Raw genomic sequence first — 15,691 nt, forward strand, 5'->3', positions numbered from 1 at the left:
CGGGACCGAACGGCGGAGCGGCACTTGCGGACCTGGACCGTAGGTCGGATCAGCCGTCGGATCTGCCGGTCGGGGCCGGCAGAGCTGAATCCGCGGAGCCGGGCTGCGGCACGGCACCCTCGAGAAGTGACCGCACCTTCGAGAAGTAGCCGCGGAGCGAGCGCAGCCGGAGGGACGCGCTGGATCAGCACCTCCCGACGGTCGGACGCCGCTCGATCGGTCTCGCGATCCACCACGGCTGGATCGAGGCGAGTCCGGCGCGACCGCGGAGGACGGTCGCAACACTCGAGCGCCGGGGACGCAACGCACCGGTCGACGAAAGCTCCAGTCGCCTCCGTCCGATGCAGGTCTGGTGTCCGCCCTCCGCGCGCGCGCGACGGAAACGCATCAACCGGGGCCGACGCCGGTGCCTCGGGCGGGCAGACTATCGGGGTCATGGCCGCCCAGGAGTCCGATGCCAGCGACGGCAACCCCGCCACGACCCCCTCTGCGGGGGGCGGTGCAGCCCGTGGGGCCGGTCCCTCGCGGGCACGACTGCGCGCGGTGCCGGCTGACGGCGAAGCGGCGCCCGATCCCGCCGAGCCGGCCCTGAGCGTGGTCCTGCCGATCTACCAGGAAGAGCCCGTGCTGGACGGCACGCTGACCGCCCTGGTGGCCTTCCTCGAGGACCTCGGTCGCAGCTTCGAGATCGTCGGGGTCGACGATGGCTCGCGCGATCGGTCCCTCGAGATCCTGCGGCGCTGGGCCGCGCGCGACCATCGCATTCGCGCGGAGGCGCTGCCCGTCAACCGCGGCAAGGGCGCAGCGGTGCGGGCCGGCGTGCTCGCCAGCCGCGGGCGGGCGGTGCTCTTCATGGACGCCGACCTCTCCACGCCGCTGGAGGAGATGCACGGCTTCCTCGGGGCGCTCGACTCCGGCTACGACGTGGTGCTCGGCAACCGCCGCGCGCCGGGGTCGAACATCGAGCGCCACCAACCGTGGATCCGCGAACTCTTGGGCAAGGGCTTCACCTTCGTGACGCGCCACCTGCTCGCGCCGGGAGTCCAGGACTTCACCTGTGGCTTCAAGGCCTTCAGGCGCGAGGCAGCCGAGCAGATCTTCGAGCGCTCGACCCTCGACGGCTGGGCCTTCGACGCCGAGCTGGTCGTGATCGCGAGCGCCAAGGGCTACAAGCTGGCCCAGGTCCCCGTGCGTTGGAGACACGACGACGACACCAAGGTCCGTCTCCTGCACGCGGTGTTCGGCTCGGCGCGCGAGCTGGTCGTGATCTTCTGGCGACGCCTGCGCGGCGAATACCGCTGAACCCTCCCCGCCCCGCCCCATGTTCCGCGGACACCGAGTAACCGTCGTGGTGCCGGCCTACAACGAGGAGGCGACCATCGCCGAGGTCGTGGCTGAGTTCCTGGCGCCCGAGTGCGTCGATCGGGTCCTGGTCGTCGACAACAACAGCCGCGACCGCACGGCCCAGCTCGCGGCGTCCGCCGGAGCCGACGTCATCGCGGAATCGGCGCCTGGCTACGGCTGCGCGATCCGTGCGGGGCTCGACCACTCCGTCGAATGCAGCGCCGACATCCTGGTGATCACCGAGGCCGACGGCTCCTTCCGCGGGGAGGACGTGTGGAAGTTGCTCTACTACCTGGTCGACTGCCAGATGGTGCTGGGCACGCGCACGACGCGGCAGATGGTCGAGCAGGGCGCGAACATGGACAAGAAGCTGCGTTGGGGCAACGTGGCCATGGCCAAGCTGCTGGAGCTGTTCTGGTACCTGCCGCACGAGCCGCGCCTGACCGACGTGGGCTGCACCTTCCGCGCCCTGTGGGCGGACTCGTGGCGCTCGATTCGGGCCGGGACCCGTGAACCGGGGCCCTCCTTCAGCCCCGAGATGATCTGCGCCGCCTACCAGCGCGGGATGCGCGTGATCGAGGTTCCGGTGCACTACGGCGCGCGCTTGGGCGGCGAGTCCAAGCACTCGGCCTCCCTGGCGAAGGTCTCCAAGACTGCCCTTGGCATGTTCAAGGCGATCTGCCGCAAGCGCTTCAGGGGTTGAGGGGCGCAGGCCGACGGAGACCCTCGGCCGGCTCGCCACTGGAAGCCGAAGTCCTGCGCATCCCCCGGACCCCGGTCGTCGCCCCGGAATCGGATGACGGGTAAGGGAAGTGCACGGGCGGCAGCCGAGTCCGGGCCGAGACCGGGGCCAGGCCCGGCACACTTGACGCCTCTCTTACGACGGCCACACTGGTCCGACCAGCGGGACAGTCGGAGCCCGTGCTAGGCTCCGTTCTGACCCGTCCCATCGCCTGTCACGCCGTCTCACATGCCCCCGCGCCGGAGCGGCTGTCACCGGGATACACATGACCGACACGACCAATGCCACGACGACCACCACCGGTCGCATCCTCATTGTCGAGGACGAGAAGGCCCTGGCCCTTGGGCTGCGTGACGCGCTCGCCCACTCCGGACACGAAGTCGAGATCTGTCACGACGGACTGACTGCCCTCGAGCAGCTCGCGAAGGCCGACTACGACCTGATGGTCCTCGACCTGATGCTGCCCGGAAAGAGCGGGCTCGACGTGCTGCGTGAGCTGCGCGACCGGGACTCGGACGTGCGCGTTCTGATCCTCACGGCCCTGGCCGACGAGGAGAGCCTGCTGATGGGTTTCCAGTTGGGCGCGGACGACTACGTCGCCAAGCCCTTCTCGGCCCGCGAGCTGGTGGCCCGCATCGAGGCCCAGTTCCGACGCCGGCAGATGGACCGCTCGCCGCCGAAACAGCTCGATCTGGCCGAGGGCATCACGGTCGACCTGTCGCGCCTGGAGGTCCATCGCGACGGCGAGATCGTGGCGCTCACGCCGCGCGAGGGTGACATCCTCGAGTACCTGATCCGCAACCACGAGCGCGTGGTGACCCGCGAGGACCTCCTGCTGCACGTGTGGCACTACCAGAACGCCAACGTGGAGACGCGCACGGTCGACATCCACATCGTCGGCCTGCGCCGCAAGGTGGAGCCCGATCCGGCCAAGCCGAGCCTGATCCAGACGGTCCGCGGCCGCGGCTACCGCTGGCATTCGTGAGGCTCCGCGGGGCATTCGAGGAGATCCTCCCCTGACATCGCGAGCAGCGCAGACCGGAGCCCACGAGCGCGTGGGTTCGCTGGACGGCGAGCACGCGAATCCAGGCTCACTCCGACGAGGGTCAGCAAACCGTATGTCCCTTGGTTGACATGCGAACTCCGAGTGCCTCGCGGCGTGCGCCGTACCTGCTGGGGGCCGTCACCTTCGCCGCCGTGGGAGGCCTGGCGTTGGTGCTCGGCGTGGCACTGGCCCGCTTTCACCGCGCCGACGTCGCGGCCGCGCGCCAGCACCCGATCGACGTCGCCAGGACCATCCGCGAGGAGTGGGGCGCACGCTTTCACGCTGCCCTCGCCCGGGAGCAGGCCCGCAGTCCTTTCGTGTTCGCGCCCGAGGTCCTGGCGCCGGTAGATCCCGACCACGCGATCGAACAGGACATCAGCCCCCTGGACTCGGCCGTCGGCGAGCCGGGGATCCTCGCCTATTTCGGCGAGGAGTTCCTGTCGCGCGACGTCGACGCCACCGCGCCGCGGTACTTCTTGGCGTCGCCGCACAGTGCGCCGAGTCGTCTGTCGGGCCTGCAGGCGGTCGCTGCCGGGCTGGTGTGGCGTTGGGCCAGCGCCAGCCCCGAGAGTCGCAAGCTCAACATGTCCCCCATGTCCGAGCACTCCGAGCGTGTGGTCGACGTGGCGACCTTCCTGGGCCAGAGCGGGCGGGCCGATGCGCGACAGATGCTGAGCGAACTCGAGCGGGCACGCAAGTCGACCTCGGGCGCAGGACTCACCAGCGGGCGCCTGATCCTGCGCCGCGGCCCTTCTCGCCTCGAGCTGCTGCCCAGCTCCGACGATGATTGGTACCCGACCTGCTGGTGGCAGATCAGGATCCGGCCCCCCGTGGGCGCGAGCGAGGGCCTCTCCGGCTTGAACGAACTGCGCAGCGCACTCACGCCGGACGGCGTCGATTTAATCCAAGGCGTGCTCTTCGACCTCGACTGGTGGGTCACCGACGGCCTCCTCGCCGTGTCCGAAGGGCTGTTGGACGAGGACGAGTCCCTACGCTTCGCGCCGGCCGAGCTGCCCGAGGACTCGGTTCACCAGGAACTCGACCTGCTGGCCGCGATGGACTGCGAGCGTCCGCCCGATGCCGCACCGGACACCGGCCGCGTGACCCTGGTCCGCGACCTCGGCCCGATGCGGCGAGCCCATCGGACCCAATGGACGCTGTACGCGGCCGGTCTCCTGGGAACTCTCGGGCTGGTCGGAGCCGTGATCGTGCCGACCACCCGCCGGCTCCAGCGCGACCTGCGCCGCGCCCAACGGACGGGGGACTTCGTGGCGGCCGTGACCCACGAGCTGCGGACTCCGATCTCGACCATCGCCCTGCATATCGAGATGCTGCTGGACGGCTGGGTCGAGGATCCGGATACCCGCGCCGAGTACTACCGGCGCATCGACGCCGAGACGGCGCGCCTGGCGCGGCTGGTCGAGCGGATCCTGGAGCAGAGTCGCCTGACCCGTGGCCGAACCGAAGCGCCGGGCACCGAGCCGGAGCCGGGCGACCTGTCCGAGGCGGTGCGGCGGCAGGTCTCGAGCCTCGAGGCGGGGGCGCCCGCCGGTGTGCCCGACCTCACCTTCGAGTTGGCCCAGGACCTGCCCGCCGTTCTGCTCAGCGATGAGGCGGTCGAGAGCGTGGTCACGAACCTGGTCGAGAACGCCCGCAAGTACGCGCCCTTCGACCCTGCGCTCGGCCCGCAGGGCCGCATCCTGGTCCGAACCAAGCATCAGGCGGGCGCCGTGGTGCTGGAGGTCTCCGACCGCGGCCCCGGGATCCCCGCCGGCGAGCAGGAGCGGATCTTCGAGGCCTTCTACCGCGTGGGGTCGGAGGCCACCCGCACGACGACCGGAACTGGCTTGGGCCTGCACCTGGTGGACCTCCAGGTTCGCAGTTTGGGTGGGCGCGTCGAAGCCCTCCCGCGCGAGGGCGGCGGCGCGGTCCTGCGCGTCACGCTCCCCGCCGTGTGAATCCGGCGCAAGGGCTCCCCCGCACGGTAGACTTGTGCGCTCGCCACGGGCTTCTGCCCCCCCCCCGCCGGCCTCAATCGCTTCGGGAGTCCGAAGCATGTCTCCGGGAGCCCCAAGGCAGCCCCGCGCGGCCGCGCCCCCTGGCGCGCGCCGCACGCACGTCCCCGATGGGCCAGCACCACCGGGGGGGGCCGCCCTGGCGGGGCGCACTCCACCCCCTCGACTCTCCCCCAGCTCCTCGCCCCGATGCACGTCGTTGTCCTCGGCGCCGGCCTTGCCGGCCTCGCCACCGCCTTTGAACTCAGCAAGGTGGGCATCAAGTGCACGGTCGTCGAACGTGACGACTTCGCAGGCGGCATGGCTTGCAGTTGGGAGAAGAACGGCTTCTGGCTCGACCACGGCCCGCACCGCTTCCACAGCCGTGACGAGGAGCTGATCCAGCACATCTACGAGGTGCTCGACAACGAGGTCGTGATCCGCGACCGCATGTCGCGCATCTACATGCAGGGCAAGTTCTTCGACTACCCGCTCAAGGCGATGAACGTCTTGAAGAGCCTGCCGCCGACGCTCTTGGTCAAGGCCATCGCGGACTACATGTGGATCCGGCTGCGTCAGGTCTTCAAGCCGATCCCGGACGACAACTTCGAGAACTGGGTGCTCAAGCGCTTCGGGCGCACGCTCTACGAGATGTTCTTCGGCACCTACACGTCCAAGGCGTGGAAGATGCCCTGCACCGAGATCAGCGCCGACTGGGCCAGCCAGCGCATCAGCCAGGCCAACCTGTTCGACACGATCAAGAAGACCCTCAACCCGCCGCGCGAGGGCGAGGTGCGCTCGCTCGTGAGCGAGTTCTGGTACCCGGCCAACGGCGGCATCGGTCAGATCGGTCGCAAGTACGCCGAGAAGATCCGCGAGATGGGCAACGAGGTCGCGCTCGAGACGCCCGTGGAGCGCATCGAGGTCGAGGACGGCGTGGCCAAGCGCGTCATCTGCCGCCAGGCCGACGGCAGCGAGCGCACGATCGAGTGCGACGAGATCGTCAACACCATCCCCCTCTCGCGCCTGCTCGAGTGCATGCGTCCGGAGATCGGGCCCGACGTCGTCGACGCCATCTCGAAGCTGCGCTACATCGGCATCGTCTTCGTCTACCTCGAGATCGACGAGCCGACGGTCTCGCCCGACCACTGGGTCTACCTGCCCGAGAAGCACCTCACGATCCACCGCATCAGCGAGTTCAAGAACTTCTCGGACGCCTCGGCGCCGGGCGACAAGACCGTGGTGTGCTGCGAGATCACCTGCAACGTCGGTGACGAGGACTGGAACATGGACCTCGAGCAGGGTGCCAAGGTCGCGATCGACGACCTGGTCACGGTCGGCCTGCTCAAGCCGGGCACGGCGCGCGGGATCGATCTGCACAAGCTGCCCTACGCTTACCCGGTCTACGACCTGACCTACAAAGAGAACCTCGACACGCTCAAGAAGGCGGTCAAGCAGGTCAAGAACATCCGCACCACCGGGCGCCAGGGGTTGTACCGCTACAACAACATGGACCACTCCATCGCCATGGGCCGCCGCACGGCGAAGACGGTGGCGAAGGGGGTCGATGCGCGCGCCGACGAGGTTGCGGCCGGCCAGGAGTACTTCGGTTGATCGAGCTTCCGGGGCTCGCACGCTCGATCCCCGAGACGGCCCTCCAGGACGTCCCCTGCGGACTTTGCGGCAGCGCGGCGCGCGAGACCAAGTTCACCGACGGCCCCTTCTCGGTGGTCACCTGTAGCGACTGCGGCCTGACCTACGTGACCCCCAGGCTCGCCGATGGCGCGTTGATCGACGAGGTCTACAACGAGGGCTACTGGTCCTCGTCGGCGGCCAAGGACCGCGGCTACACCGACTACCGCTCCGACGCGCCGCTGTACCTGCGTACCTACCGCAAGCGCTTGTCGGTCATCCGGCGACACTTCGCCAGGCCGGGCCGGGTGCTCGACGTGGGCTGCGCGGCGGGCTACTTCCTGTCGGTGATGCAGTCAGAGGGCTGGGACGTGACCGGCCTCGAGCCCTCGGACGCGATCCGGCCCCAGGCCGCCGAGCGGATCGGCGCGCAGAACGTTCGCGCGGGCCTCTTGGGTCAGGTGGACCTGCCCAAGGGCCACTACGACCTGATCACCTTCTGGGACGTGATCGAGCACATCCCCGACGTGGTCGGCGCCCTGAAGGTGGCGCGCGAGCACCTGGCCCCGGGCGGCAAGCTGCTGATCGAGACCCAGAACGTCGACAGCCGCGCGGCGGCAATGCTCGGCAAGGCCTGGCAGCACTACAAGCACGCCGAGCACATCTACCACTTCAACCCCAAGACCCTGGGGCGAGTGATGGACGAGGCCGGCTTCCAGGTGCTCGAGAACACGCCGCGATTGGGCGGCAAGTACGTGAGCCTGGGCTTCGTGGTGGAGCGCTCCCAGCGCCTGCACCCGGCCCTGTCCTTCGTGCTCAGCCCGCTCAAGCTGGTGGCGAAGTCGGCCGTCTACGTGAACCTGTTCGACGAGATGATCGTCGTCGCCGAACCGGCGAGCTGAGGGCCGCGTGGACGCCAAGGCCTACAGCCAGTTCCTGGAGCTGGAGCGCGACCACTGGTGGTTCCGCGGCCGCCGCTCGGTCTACTTCGGGCTCCTCTCCCACCACTTGCGGGGCCAGCGGCCGCAACGCGTCCTGGACCTTGGTTGCGGCATGGGCGGCTTCCTCGAGGGTCTGTCGGAGCTCGGCGGCGAGGTCTTTCCGTCGGACATCTCGATCGAAAGCCTCGACCGATGCCGCGAGCGCGGGTTCCCGGACGGCGTGGCCTCGAGCGGCTACTCCCTGCCCTACCGGGACGCGAGCTTCGACCTGGTCTGCATGTTCGACGCGATCGAACACATCCCCGACGACGAACGCGTGATGCGCGAGGTGGCGCGGGTCCTGAAGCCCGGTGGACGCATCTTCGTCTCGGTCCCCGCCTACCAGTTCCTCTACGCCAACAACGACCGCGTGGCCCAGCACGAGCGGCGCTACACCCGCGGCCGATTGGCTCGGGTCTTCCGTCAGGCCGGGCTCACGGTCGAGCGCAACACGCACTCGAACATCTTCCTGTTCCCGGTGATCCTCCCGGCGGTCCTCGCGATCAAGCTGCTCGAGACGATTACCGGCAAGGAAGCGGACTCGAACCACACCAACCTCTCCTGGCCGATCCCGCGCTTCGTGCACTCGATCTTCGCCGGGATCTTTGCCGCCGAACTGCCCTTCTCGAAGCGCTTCGACTGGCCCGTGGGCCATTCGATCGCCGCCATCGCCAAGCGGCCCGAGTGAGCGCGGCGGCGGCCCGGGCGCTCGGAAACCGTGCGATCGATCGTCGAAGGCGACCGCTGACCCGGGGCCTCACCGAAGGCCGAGAGGGCGGCGCCGCCCAAGGGGCCGGGCGGTCAGCACCTACCCCGGCAACCGGCGATCGCTCTATCCGAGTCGGTAGGATCTTGGGGTGACGACCGACGATCAATCGAGGAGGGAGCGCCGCCATTGGCTCGCACGCAACCCGGTCTTGGCCAGTTGCCTGGGCTGCGGCTGCATGGGCGCACTGCTCTTGGCTGGCCTCCTGGCCCTGGCCCCTATGGCATTCGATGACTCCACGATGCCCCCGATTGGAGTGGTTGGGGGCAGCGGCATCTCGGCCGAGACCCTGGCCGGGATCGAGTCGGTGGTGCCGCTCGAGCCGGGCGAGCGAGTGCTCTTCTTCTACTCCGCCGGCCTCTTCTCATACGGAGAGGACGGGAACCTGCTCACCGATCGTCGCGTGGTTTCCTGGACCGAAGAGGATGGCCAGCCACAGGTCGTGGCCTACCCCTGGAACGAGCTCATGGCCGTCGCCGTCGAGGACGAGGGCAACTGGCTGATGGATGCGATCTTCGCCGTGGAGGCCTTCGACGGCACGATCTTCTACCTCGCCTTCGCAGCGGACGAAGGCCTTCAGGAGGATGCGCTGCGAGAGCTGCGCTCGAGAATCGACGCGGCCAAGAAGTAGCCCCTGCCACCTTGGCGCTGCCAGCTCGCCCCCTCGAACAAGCCAGCCCGAACGCACGCGGGGCGTCGCGATTGCTCGCGACGCCCCGTGTTGCGTTGGTCGAATCCGCGCTGGAGCTCAGGGCTCGACGGACTCGTCCTTCTTCTTGTCGTCGTCGGTGATCAGCCAGAGCTTGTTGCGCTCGCGCAGGTTCTCGATCGACAGGGGATCGTTGATCTGCTTGTAGAAGCGCGCCATCTGCTTCTGCTGCTCCAGCAGTTGCTGGAACTGCTTGGCGGTCATCGCCGAGAGGTCGGGATCGCGCACGGAGTCGAGTCGCACCAGGTAGACGCGCTCGCCGTCGAAGCCCTTCAGCGGCTCGGAGACCTGGCCTGCCTCGAAGGTCGCGAACTCGCTGCGCGTGCGCAGGAAACGCTGGGCCGGATCCTCGTCCTCGATGTCGGTGAAGTCCGCGCTGCGATCCAAATCGCTCACGCGCTCGAGCGGCAGACCCGCCGTCTTGACCGCGTCCGAGAAGGTCTCGAAGTCGGCCGTCGCAACCTGGTCCTCACCGATGAGCCCAGTCATCGTGTCGCGCACCGCGTCCAAGGTCTCGGACGCCAACTCGACCGCGCGGGCGTCGGCCCAGGCCTCGAGGACCTTGCCGCGGATCTCCGCCAGGGGCGGAACGGTGGGCTCGACCAGCTCCAACATGCGCGCGACGGTCAGGGCCGTGGCGCCGATCGTCACCTCGGGAGTGAAGGCTCCGGGCGTCTTCATCTGCGCCAGGGCGCCGGCGATGTAGACCCCGCCGAGACCGTCCAGCTCACGCTGCTCGGTCTGGGTCAGGGGCTGCTCGGGAGCCAGGTAGTCCAGGCCCAGAAGCTCCGCCTCGGCGGCCAGGTCGATCTCCTCGCCGATCGCGACGCGCGCGTCGATGTCGGCGCGCCAGCCCATCAGGGCGTTCTTGATCGCGGCCTCCCGCAGACACTCCTCGCGCACATCCTCGAAAGGGAAGTAGATGCGGTTGGCGAAGTCCTCGGTCGAGCCATCCTCCGGCGGATCGAGCGGCACGGGCCGCTTGAAGCGCGCGAAGTAGGAGCGGTTGTAGTACTCCTGGGCGCGCGCCTCGAGGTCCGCGTCCTCGGCGTCCGGGTAGGCCGCGAGCAGGGCGTCGAAGTTGCGCGTGGGGTCGGTCAGGACCGCGCCGATCAGCTCGACCTTCTGGCGCTGGGGGCTGCGGTACTGGTTGCGCTCGAAGTCGGGGCGCTCGTCGAACCAGGCCTGCAGCGTGGCGTCGTCGGGATCCTCGCCGAAGGCGCGCTGACGCTCGTCCTCGATCGAAGTGTAGGTGTAGTCGAAGGTCCGCAGCTGGTGGCGATCCATCCAGGTGCGCTCGAGCTCCTCGACGTCGGGCATCGAGTCCATCGACGACAGGAGTGCGCGGTAGCGCTGCTGACGCAGCATCTTGCGCACGGTCTCCTCGAAGGCCTTGATGCCTCCGGGGATGCCGATCGAGTCGATCTGACGGCGGTACTGGGTCATCCCACCCAGGCCCTGGATCATCGTGACGAGTTGCTCGCGCAGCTCGGCGTCGCTGACCGCGATGCCCGCCGCCTCGGCCAGGGAGTCGGCCACCATGAAGCTGGCGACCTGCTCGGGCTCCATGTCGCGCTGCCCGGCGGTTACGGCCAGCGTCCGGCTCATGCGCTCGAAGTCGACCAGCTTGACCTTCTGGGGGCCGTCGATGGGGTGCTCCCAGCGCATGACGACGTTGGTCCCGCCGCCGCCGGAACGCATGGCGTAGAACGCGTCCGCGGCGAGGAACACGACCAGGAGGAAGATCAGCAGGAAGATCAGGAAGGCGTAGGTCAGGGGCGAGCGCCCCTTCGGCGTCTTCAACAGCTCTTCCGCCTCGAGGAAGTCCTGTTCGGACGGCTCGTGGTGTTCGCTGCCGTCGTCGGCCTTGGCCCGGGGGAGGACCTGCTGTTCCTTGCGCGGCGGCTGATTGCGCGACTTGCTGGACATGAAAGGCGACGTCGGCTCAAGCGACGTCGTGGGGCTGTCGTCGGAGTGGGGCCGCCGTCGCCCGAAGGACCCGGCCGAGTGCGCCACGGGGGCGAGCGGCGCGGGCCGATCCGGGGTGGGACGGCGCTTGATCGATCGCGGACGCAGGGGTCCGCCCGCCACGTCGGTCGAGGCTCTGACGCGCGCCCGTGGTCGGCGCAGGGCGCCCCCGCGGGGTCGGCGCCGGAGAGGATCTCTCGCGGCGGAAAGGGCGAGGAGTGTAGCCGGATACGCCGTGGCGGTCACGGCCCCTGGGGTCCTGGGGCGGGGTGGCCCGTGCCTACGACCCAGAGACATGAACCACCGCGGTCCCCCGCCCACCCCGGGGACGGTCGGCGCGGACAATGGTTACGCCCGAGCTGGCAGAAGTTCCGCGGCCGAGTCCGGGGCGAGGGGCCGCCGGTGCCGCCGGGGGGAGAGGTCGAGCCCGGAGGGATCGGATCGTCGAGCTTCAGCGCGGGCCGGGTTGCCCGCCTGGTCGGCAAGTCCCGGCTGCAGGGCCCAATTGCGGGCCCACGGAGCGGTCTGCACCAGACAGCCCTCGGCCGAATGCCCCGGGCAATGCCCGGGGGCCTCCCGGCGGGGCTGGCTCAGTCGCGAGCCAGCTCGGCGTCGCGGGGTAGCTCCTTCAGCCCGGACAGGCCGAAGCGATCGAGGAACTCGGACGTCGTCCCGTAGAGCAGGGGCGCGCCCGGTTGGTCGGCCCGGCCGGCGACGCGCACCAGGCGGCGGTCGACCAGGGTTCGCAGCATGGGGCCGGCCTGGACGCCGCGGATGGCCTCGATCTCGGCCTTCGTGACCGGCTGGCGGTAGGAGACGATCGCCAGGGTCTCGAGGGCCGCTTGGCTGATGCGCTCGGCCTTGCGGGCCTTCGCCAGGCGTTGGACCACCTCGGCCAGGGCCGGCTCCGTGAACAGGCGCCAGCCGCCGGCCACATCGCGACAGACGAAGGGCAGGCCGGCCGCCTCGAGACGGGCCTGGAGTTGACCCACGGCCGCGCGAATCTCGTCCTTGCCGACCTCCTCCACGAGTTCGCGCAGGCGATTCTCCGACAGGGGGTCGGGGGAGGCGAAGAGCAGGGCCGCAACCGAGCGGACGTTGGCGTCCAGCTGCTCGTCCTCGAGGAAGGGCACCAGCTCGGCCGCCGGAACCGGCTCGCCGGGCTGCTCGACGGCGCTGGCGACGTCCTCTTCGGCCTCGGCGTCGGGCAACTCCGCGCCCTCAGCGGCCTCGTCCCAGGCCTCGTCGGCGGAGCCGTCCCCGGCTGCACCATCGGCACCGGCTGCCGCCGTCAGAGCCTCGTCCCAGTCGGTCGCCGAGTCGGAATCGGCGTCTTGCTCGGTCTGCGCTCCCAGGTCGTCGTCGTCGTCGGTGTCGAACTCGTCGTCGGCGCCCTCCGTGTCAGCGCCGGCCTGCGCTGCCGGCGCCTCGTCGAGGTCGCTCTCATCGGCATCACCACCGTCGGAGTCGCTCTCCTGGAAGTCGCCGTCCTCGACAGGGCCGTCCTCGAGAGCGCCGTCCTCGACAGCACCGTCCTCGACAGCACCGTCCTCGACAGCGCCGTCCTCGACAGCGCCGTCACCCGCGACCTCCTCGTCCCCGGCACTCGCCTCCGCCTCCGCGGCGGCCTCGGCGTCTGCCCAGGGGTCGGTGGTGAGCTCTTGGTCGGCCTCGGGCTGGTCCGCTTCGTCCTTGGGGTCACCGCTCATGTTGCCGGCAGCATCGCCCCCGCCCACGGCCTCGGTCAAGCGCGCGGCCCCGCGCGGGCGCAAATGCCCGGCCGCGGCGCCACCGATCAGCGCAGGGGCTCGCGGACGAATTCGTGGAACGGCCGCACGTCCACACCGTGACGCCCTTCCATGGCGAGTTGCCAGACCAGGAACTCCTCCTCGGAGACCGGCTCGGCGAACAGGCTCTGCTCCACCGCCAGGCCGACGTCAGCCCAGGTTCCGCGCAGGGGTTGGGGACGATCTTCGACCTTCAAGAGCACCTTGGCCCCTTCCAGCTCGAGGGGTCCGCCGACCGCGCCGATCGGCGTCTGAAAGGCGAGGCGCGACAGGGGCGCGCGCTCGGCACGCGCCAGGAAGGGCACCAGCCCGCCCTGCTCGGCGGTGGCGTCGAGGCTGCGCTCGGTGGCCAGCTCCGCGAAGTCGCGGCCGGCCAGCAGCTCGGCCTGCACCGCTTCCACGGACGCGTCGTCGGCCAGGACGATCAGCCGCACGCGGGCGTACTCCGACCCCAAGGACCAGGCGCGGACCACGCGCTCGGTGACCAGCTCGCGCAGGGTGTCGGCCCGCAGGCGTTCGACAAACCGATCGGGGTCCAGGTCCAGGCCCATGCGCACGAACTGCTCGAAGGTCTCGCCCTCGCGCAGGTACGCCGCGCGAAAGCCCTCGAGGTGCTCGGCCGAGCGCTCCGCCACCAGTTCCGGGGGCAGGCGCAGGCCCAGGCGATCGGCCTCCATCTGGGCCAGGCGCGCGCCGATCAGCAGGTTGAGCGAGCGCTTGAGGGCCGGACTGTCGCGCTGCAGGAGGTTCTCGAGCAGGTCCGAAGCGGTGACTTCCCGTCCGCCGACCCAGGCCATCACCGGATCGGCGGACACTGCCGCCTGGGCGGCATCGTCCTGCCCGGCCGGGACCGACGCGGGGGGCTCGGCGGTGGCATCGCGCCCACCAGCGGTGACCGTCCCCTCGAGCAGGGGCGGCGGCCCCGGTGTCCGGTCGGTCGTGCGCGCCACCGGCGGGCTGGCGCAGCTCCAGAGCCCGAGGGCGGGCAGCAACAACGCCGCCGCCATCGGTCCGCGCAGGTGGGTCCGCCCCATCAGCGGTAGCTCACGCGTCGCGTCACGGCGACACCCGCGCACAGGGGGCATTCGATCAGGCGCGTGGAGTTGTTGCCCGAGCCGCTGCCGCCCATGTTCGCGTGCTCGTGGTAGCCGACGCCGCCGCACTCGCGACAGGGCCGCACGGTGGCGCGCGTCACGGTCATGTCCCCGCTCTGCTCGGCGTAGAACGACACGATCCACTGTGCGCGGCTGGCTCCGGTCCAGTTCTGCCAGAAGAGCTGGGGATCCTTGCCCTCCTCGGCGCCGCCGCCGGCCGATGCGACCTCCTGGTTGCGGAGGTAGCGCTGGATGCGGTCCTCGATCTTCTTGCGCTCTTCGCTGCGCGGATCGGTGGTGCTCTTGTCGTCCTCCGTGGTCTCCAGGCCGGCCCGCGCGCCCTCGCGACCGAGCAGCCAGGTCCCGGCGCCGTAGGTCGCCCGCTTGTTGCGCCGCGCCGCCCGCTCGCCCCACAGCTCGCGGATGCGCTCCGGGGAGACGTCGGTCTCGAAGCGCTGCAGGTCCTCGGTGACCCTGGCCACCACCTCCTGGGTCATGCCCTCCTCCATCCAGGCGAGCACGGCCTCGTAGTTGGTCTCGCGCCCCTTGTCCCGCGCCACCCGCAGGACCGCGTTGTGCCAGCGATCCTCGACCTCGGAGACCATGTCGCGCTCCCGATCGCGCAGGACCGACTTCTGCAGGTCGATCAGGTCCTCCGTCAGCGGGCTGTCGGGATACAGCTGCGGGAAGCGCCCGAGCAGCTCGACCGCCGCCGGGTACAGGTCCCGGGCGCGCAGTCGGTCGATCTCGTCCAGCATGTCGGCCTGCTCCTGGGCCTCCGCCCGCCGCGCGGCGCGGGCCAAGGAGGCTTCGAGGTCAGGGTGCTCGAAGGTGGGATCGACCTCGGCGATGGCCATGTAGTGCAGGTGCGCCCGGCGGAAGTCGAAGATCCGCTCGCAGTAGCGCGCCAGCTCGAAGTGCGCTTTGGCCGCCTCACTGCCACCGGTCAGGATGGCCGAGGCGTAGCGCCGTGCCTCGAGCTCGTACAACTCGTCACGGGTGTAGATCTGCCGTGCCGGCACCTGTTCTTGCAGGATCGTGCCCGCCAGGTTGGTGACCGGAACCTGCAGCAGACCGTTCGCGTTCTTGACCTCGATGTACTGGTCGGAGCGCGAGGTCATCATGCCTACCAACTCCTCGCCCGTCCGCAGCGGGATGCGCGAGGCGGTGACCATGACTTCCTGGTCGGAGAGGTCCACGTAGCCGAACAGGTCCTTCAGCTCGCCCTCCTGCCGCGGATCGAGGTAGCCCCAGGGCAGCACCACCTGGCCGCCATGGTCCAGGCGCTGCACCGTCAGCGCGTCGGGGTCGTGCTCGAGGATCCAACCCCAGACGATGCGCCCGTCGCGCATCCGCAGCTGGGTGACCGGCTCCGCGGGCACCGCGGGCGGCGCCAGCACGTTGTCTTGGTCGAGACCCTGCAGGGTGCTGGGTCGCCCATCGACCCGGTCGCCCGCGCTGGCCAGGCCCGCCTGCGACGTGGCTGATCCGGCCAGGATCGGCAGTCCGAGGGTCACACAGGCCAAGAGCCTGGCTGCGGCCCGTCGAGGGGAGTTGGTGTCGCCGGTTGCGTGGTGGTGGTCCATCGCTGAATCGATCTTCGGTTTGGTCTCGGTCGCGAACACGGGTT

12 protein-coding genes are annotated in these 15,691 nt (G+C 69.8%); 8 read left to right on the plus strand and 4 right to left on the minus strand.

The window, feature by feature from the left end:
* The first annotated feature begins 435 nt into the window (after window positions 1-435).
* The 8 genes from Pla133_RS26595 to Pla133_RS20255 all read left to right on the plus strand — a co-directional run bounded on the left by Pla133_RS26595 (window position 436) and on the right by Pla133_RS20255 (window position 9,134).
* Window positions 436-1,302 (plus strand): dolichyl-phosphate beta-glucosyltransferase, encoded by an 867-nt coding sequence (locus Pla133_RS26595; RefSeq protein ID WP_419191766.1) that lies wholly within the window; start codon window positions 436-438, stop codon window positions 1,300-1,302.
* A gap of 19 nt (window positions 1,303-1,321) precedes the next feature.
* Window positions 1,322-2,047, plus strand: coding sequence for a glycosyltransferase family 2 protein (locus Pla133_RS20225; RefSeq protein ID WP_145068611.1), 726 nt, complete (start codon window positions 1,322-1,324; stop codon window positions 2,045-2,047).
* Window positions 2,048-2,351: 304 nt separating this feature from the next.
* Window positions 2,352-3,071, plus strand: coding sequence for a response regulator transcription factor (locus Pla133_RS20230; protein ID WP_145068613.1), 720 nt, complete (start codon window positions 2,352-2,354; stop codon window positions 3,069-3,071).
* A gap of 149 nt (window positions 3,072-3,220) precedes the next feature.
* On the plus strand, window positions 3,221-5,089 hold the full coding sequence (locus Pla133_RS20235; protein ID WP_145068615.1) for a sensor histidine kinase: 1,869 nt from the start codon (window positions 3,221-3,223) through the stop codon (window positions 5,087-5,089).
* 246 nt (window positions 5,090-5,335) lie between these two features.
* Window positions 5,336-6,739, plus strand: coding sequence for an FAD-dependent oxidoreductase (locus Pla133_RS20240; protein WP_145068617.1), 1,404 nt, complete (start codon window positions 5,336-5,338; stop codon window positions 6,737-6,739).
* On the plus strand, window positions 6,736-7,659 hold the full coding sequence (locus Pla133_RS20245; protein ID WP_145068619.1) for a class I SAM-dependent methyltransferase: 924 nt from the start codon (window positions 6,736-6,738) through the stop codon (window positions 7,657-7,659). The genes Pla133_RS20240 and Pla133_RS20245 overlap by 4 nt, the downstream gene beginning before the upstream one ends.
* Window positions 7,660-7,666: 7 nt before the next feature.
* A complete protein-coding gene (locus tag Pla133_RS20250; protein WP_145068621.1) occupies window positions 7,667-8,425 on the plus strand; it encodes a class I SAM-dependent methyltransferase in 759 nt (252 codons plus the stop codon).
* 169 nt (window positions 8,426-8,594) lie between these two features.
* A complete protein-coding gene (locus tag Pla133_RS20255) occupies window positions 8,595-9,134 on the plus strand; it encodes a hypothetical protein (protein WP_145068623.1) in 540 nt (179 codons plus the stop codon).
* A 117-nt stretch (window positions 9,135-9,251) separates the two neighbouring features.
* On the opposite strand, the gene Pla133_RS20260 is transcribed toward Pla133_RS20255, so the two are convergent.
* The 4 genes from Pla133_RS20260 to Pla133_RS20275 form a co-directional block, all read right to left on the minus strand.
* Window positions 9,252-11,141: a hypothetical protein gene (locus Pla133_RS20260; protein WP_145068625.1), complete on the minus strand. Its 1,890-nt coding sequence runs from the start codon at window positions 11,139-11,141 to the stop codon at window positions 9,252-9,254.
* Between the two features lie 629 nt (window positions 11,142-11,770).
* Complete coding sequence (gene scpB, locus Pla133_RS20265; protein WP_145068628.1) at window positions 11,771-12,889, minus strand: SMC-Scp complex subunit ScpB; 1,119 nt, start codon at window positions 12,887-12,889, stop codon at window positions 11,771-11,773.
* 86 nt (window positions 12,890-12,975) lie between these two features.
* Complete coding sequence (locus Pla133_RS20270) at window positions 12,976-14,001, minus strand: peptidylprolyl isomerase (protein WP_145068630.1); 1,026 nt, start codon at window positions 13,999-14,001, stop codon at window positions 12,976-12,978.
* Window positions 14,001-15,647, minus strand: a complete 1,647-nt coding sequence (locus Pla133_RS20275; RefSeq protein ID WP_145068632.1) for a hypothetical protein — start codon at window positions 15,645-15,647, stop codon at window positions 14,001-14,003. The genes Pla133_RS20270 and Pla133_RS20275 overlap by 1 nt, the downstream gene beginning before the upstream one ends.
* Window positions 15,648-15,691: the final 44 nt, after the last annotated feature.

This window comes from Engelhardtia mirabilis, from assembly GCF_007748095.1.
Lineage (GTDB): Bacteria > Planctomycetota > UBA1135 > UBA1135.

Coding starts and splice junctions, on each gene's coding strand:
- Pla133_RS26595 (WP_419191766.1), top strand. CDS start 436: ATGGCCGCCCAGGAGTCCGATGCCAGCGACGGCAACCCCGCCACGACC.
- Pla133_RS20225 (WP_145068611.1), top strand. CDS start 1,322: ATGTTCCGCGGACACCGAGTAACCGTCGTGGTGCCGGCCTACAACGAG.
- Pla133_RS20230 (WP_145068613.1), top strand. CDS start 2,352: ATGACCGACACGACCAATGCCACGACGACCACCACCGGTCGCATCCTC.
- Pla133_RS20235 (WP_145068615.1), top strand. CDS start 3,221: ATGCGAACTCCGAGTGCCTCGCGGCGTGCGCCGTACCTGCTGGGGGCC.
- Pla133_RS20240 (WP_145068617.1), top strand. CDS start 5,336: ATGCACGTCGTTGTCCTCGGCGCCGGCCTTGCCGGCCTCGCCACCGCC.
- Pla133_RS20260 (WP_145068625.1), bottom strand. CDS start 11,141: ATGTCCAGCAAGTCGCGCAATCAGCCGCCGCGCAAGGAACAGCAGGTC.
- scpB (WP_145068628.1), bottom strand. CDS start 12,889: ATGAGCGGTGACCCCAAGGACGAAGCGGACCAGCCCGAGGCCGACCAA.
- Pla133_RS20270 (WP_145068630.1), bottom strand. CDS start 14,001: ATGGGGCGGACCCACCTGCGCGGACCGATGGCGGCGGCGTTGTTGCTG.
- Pla133_RS20275 (WP_145068632.1), bottom strand. CDS start 15,647: ATGGACCACCACCACGCAACCGGCGACACCAACTCCCCTCGACGGGCC.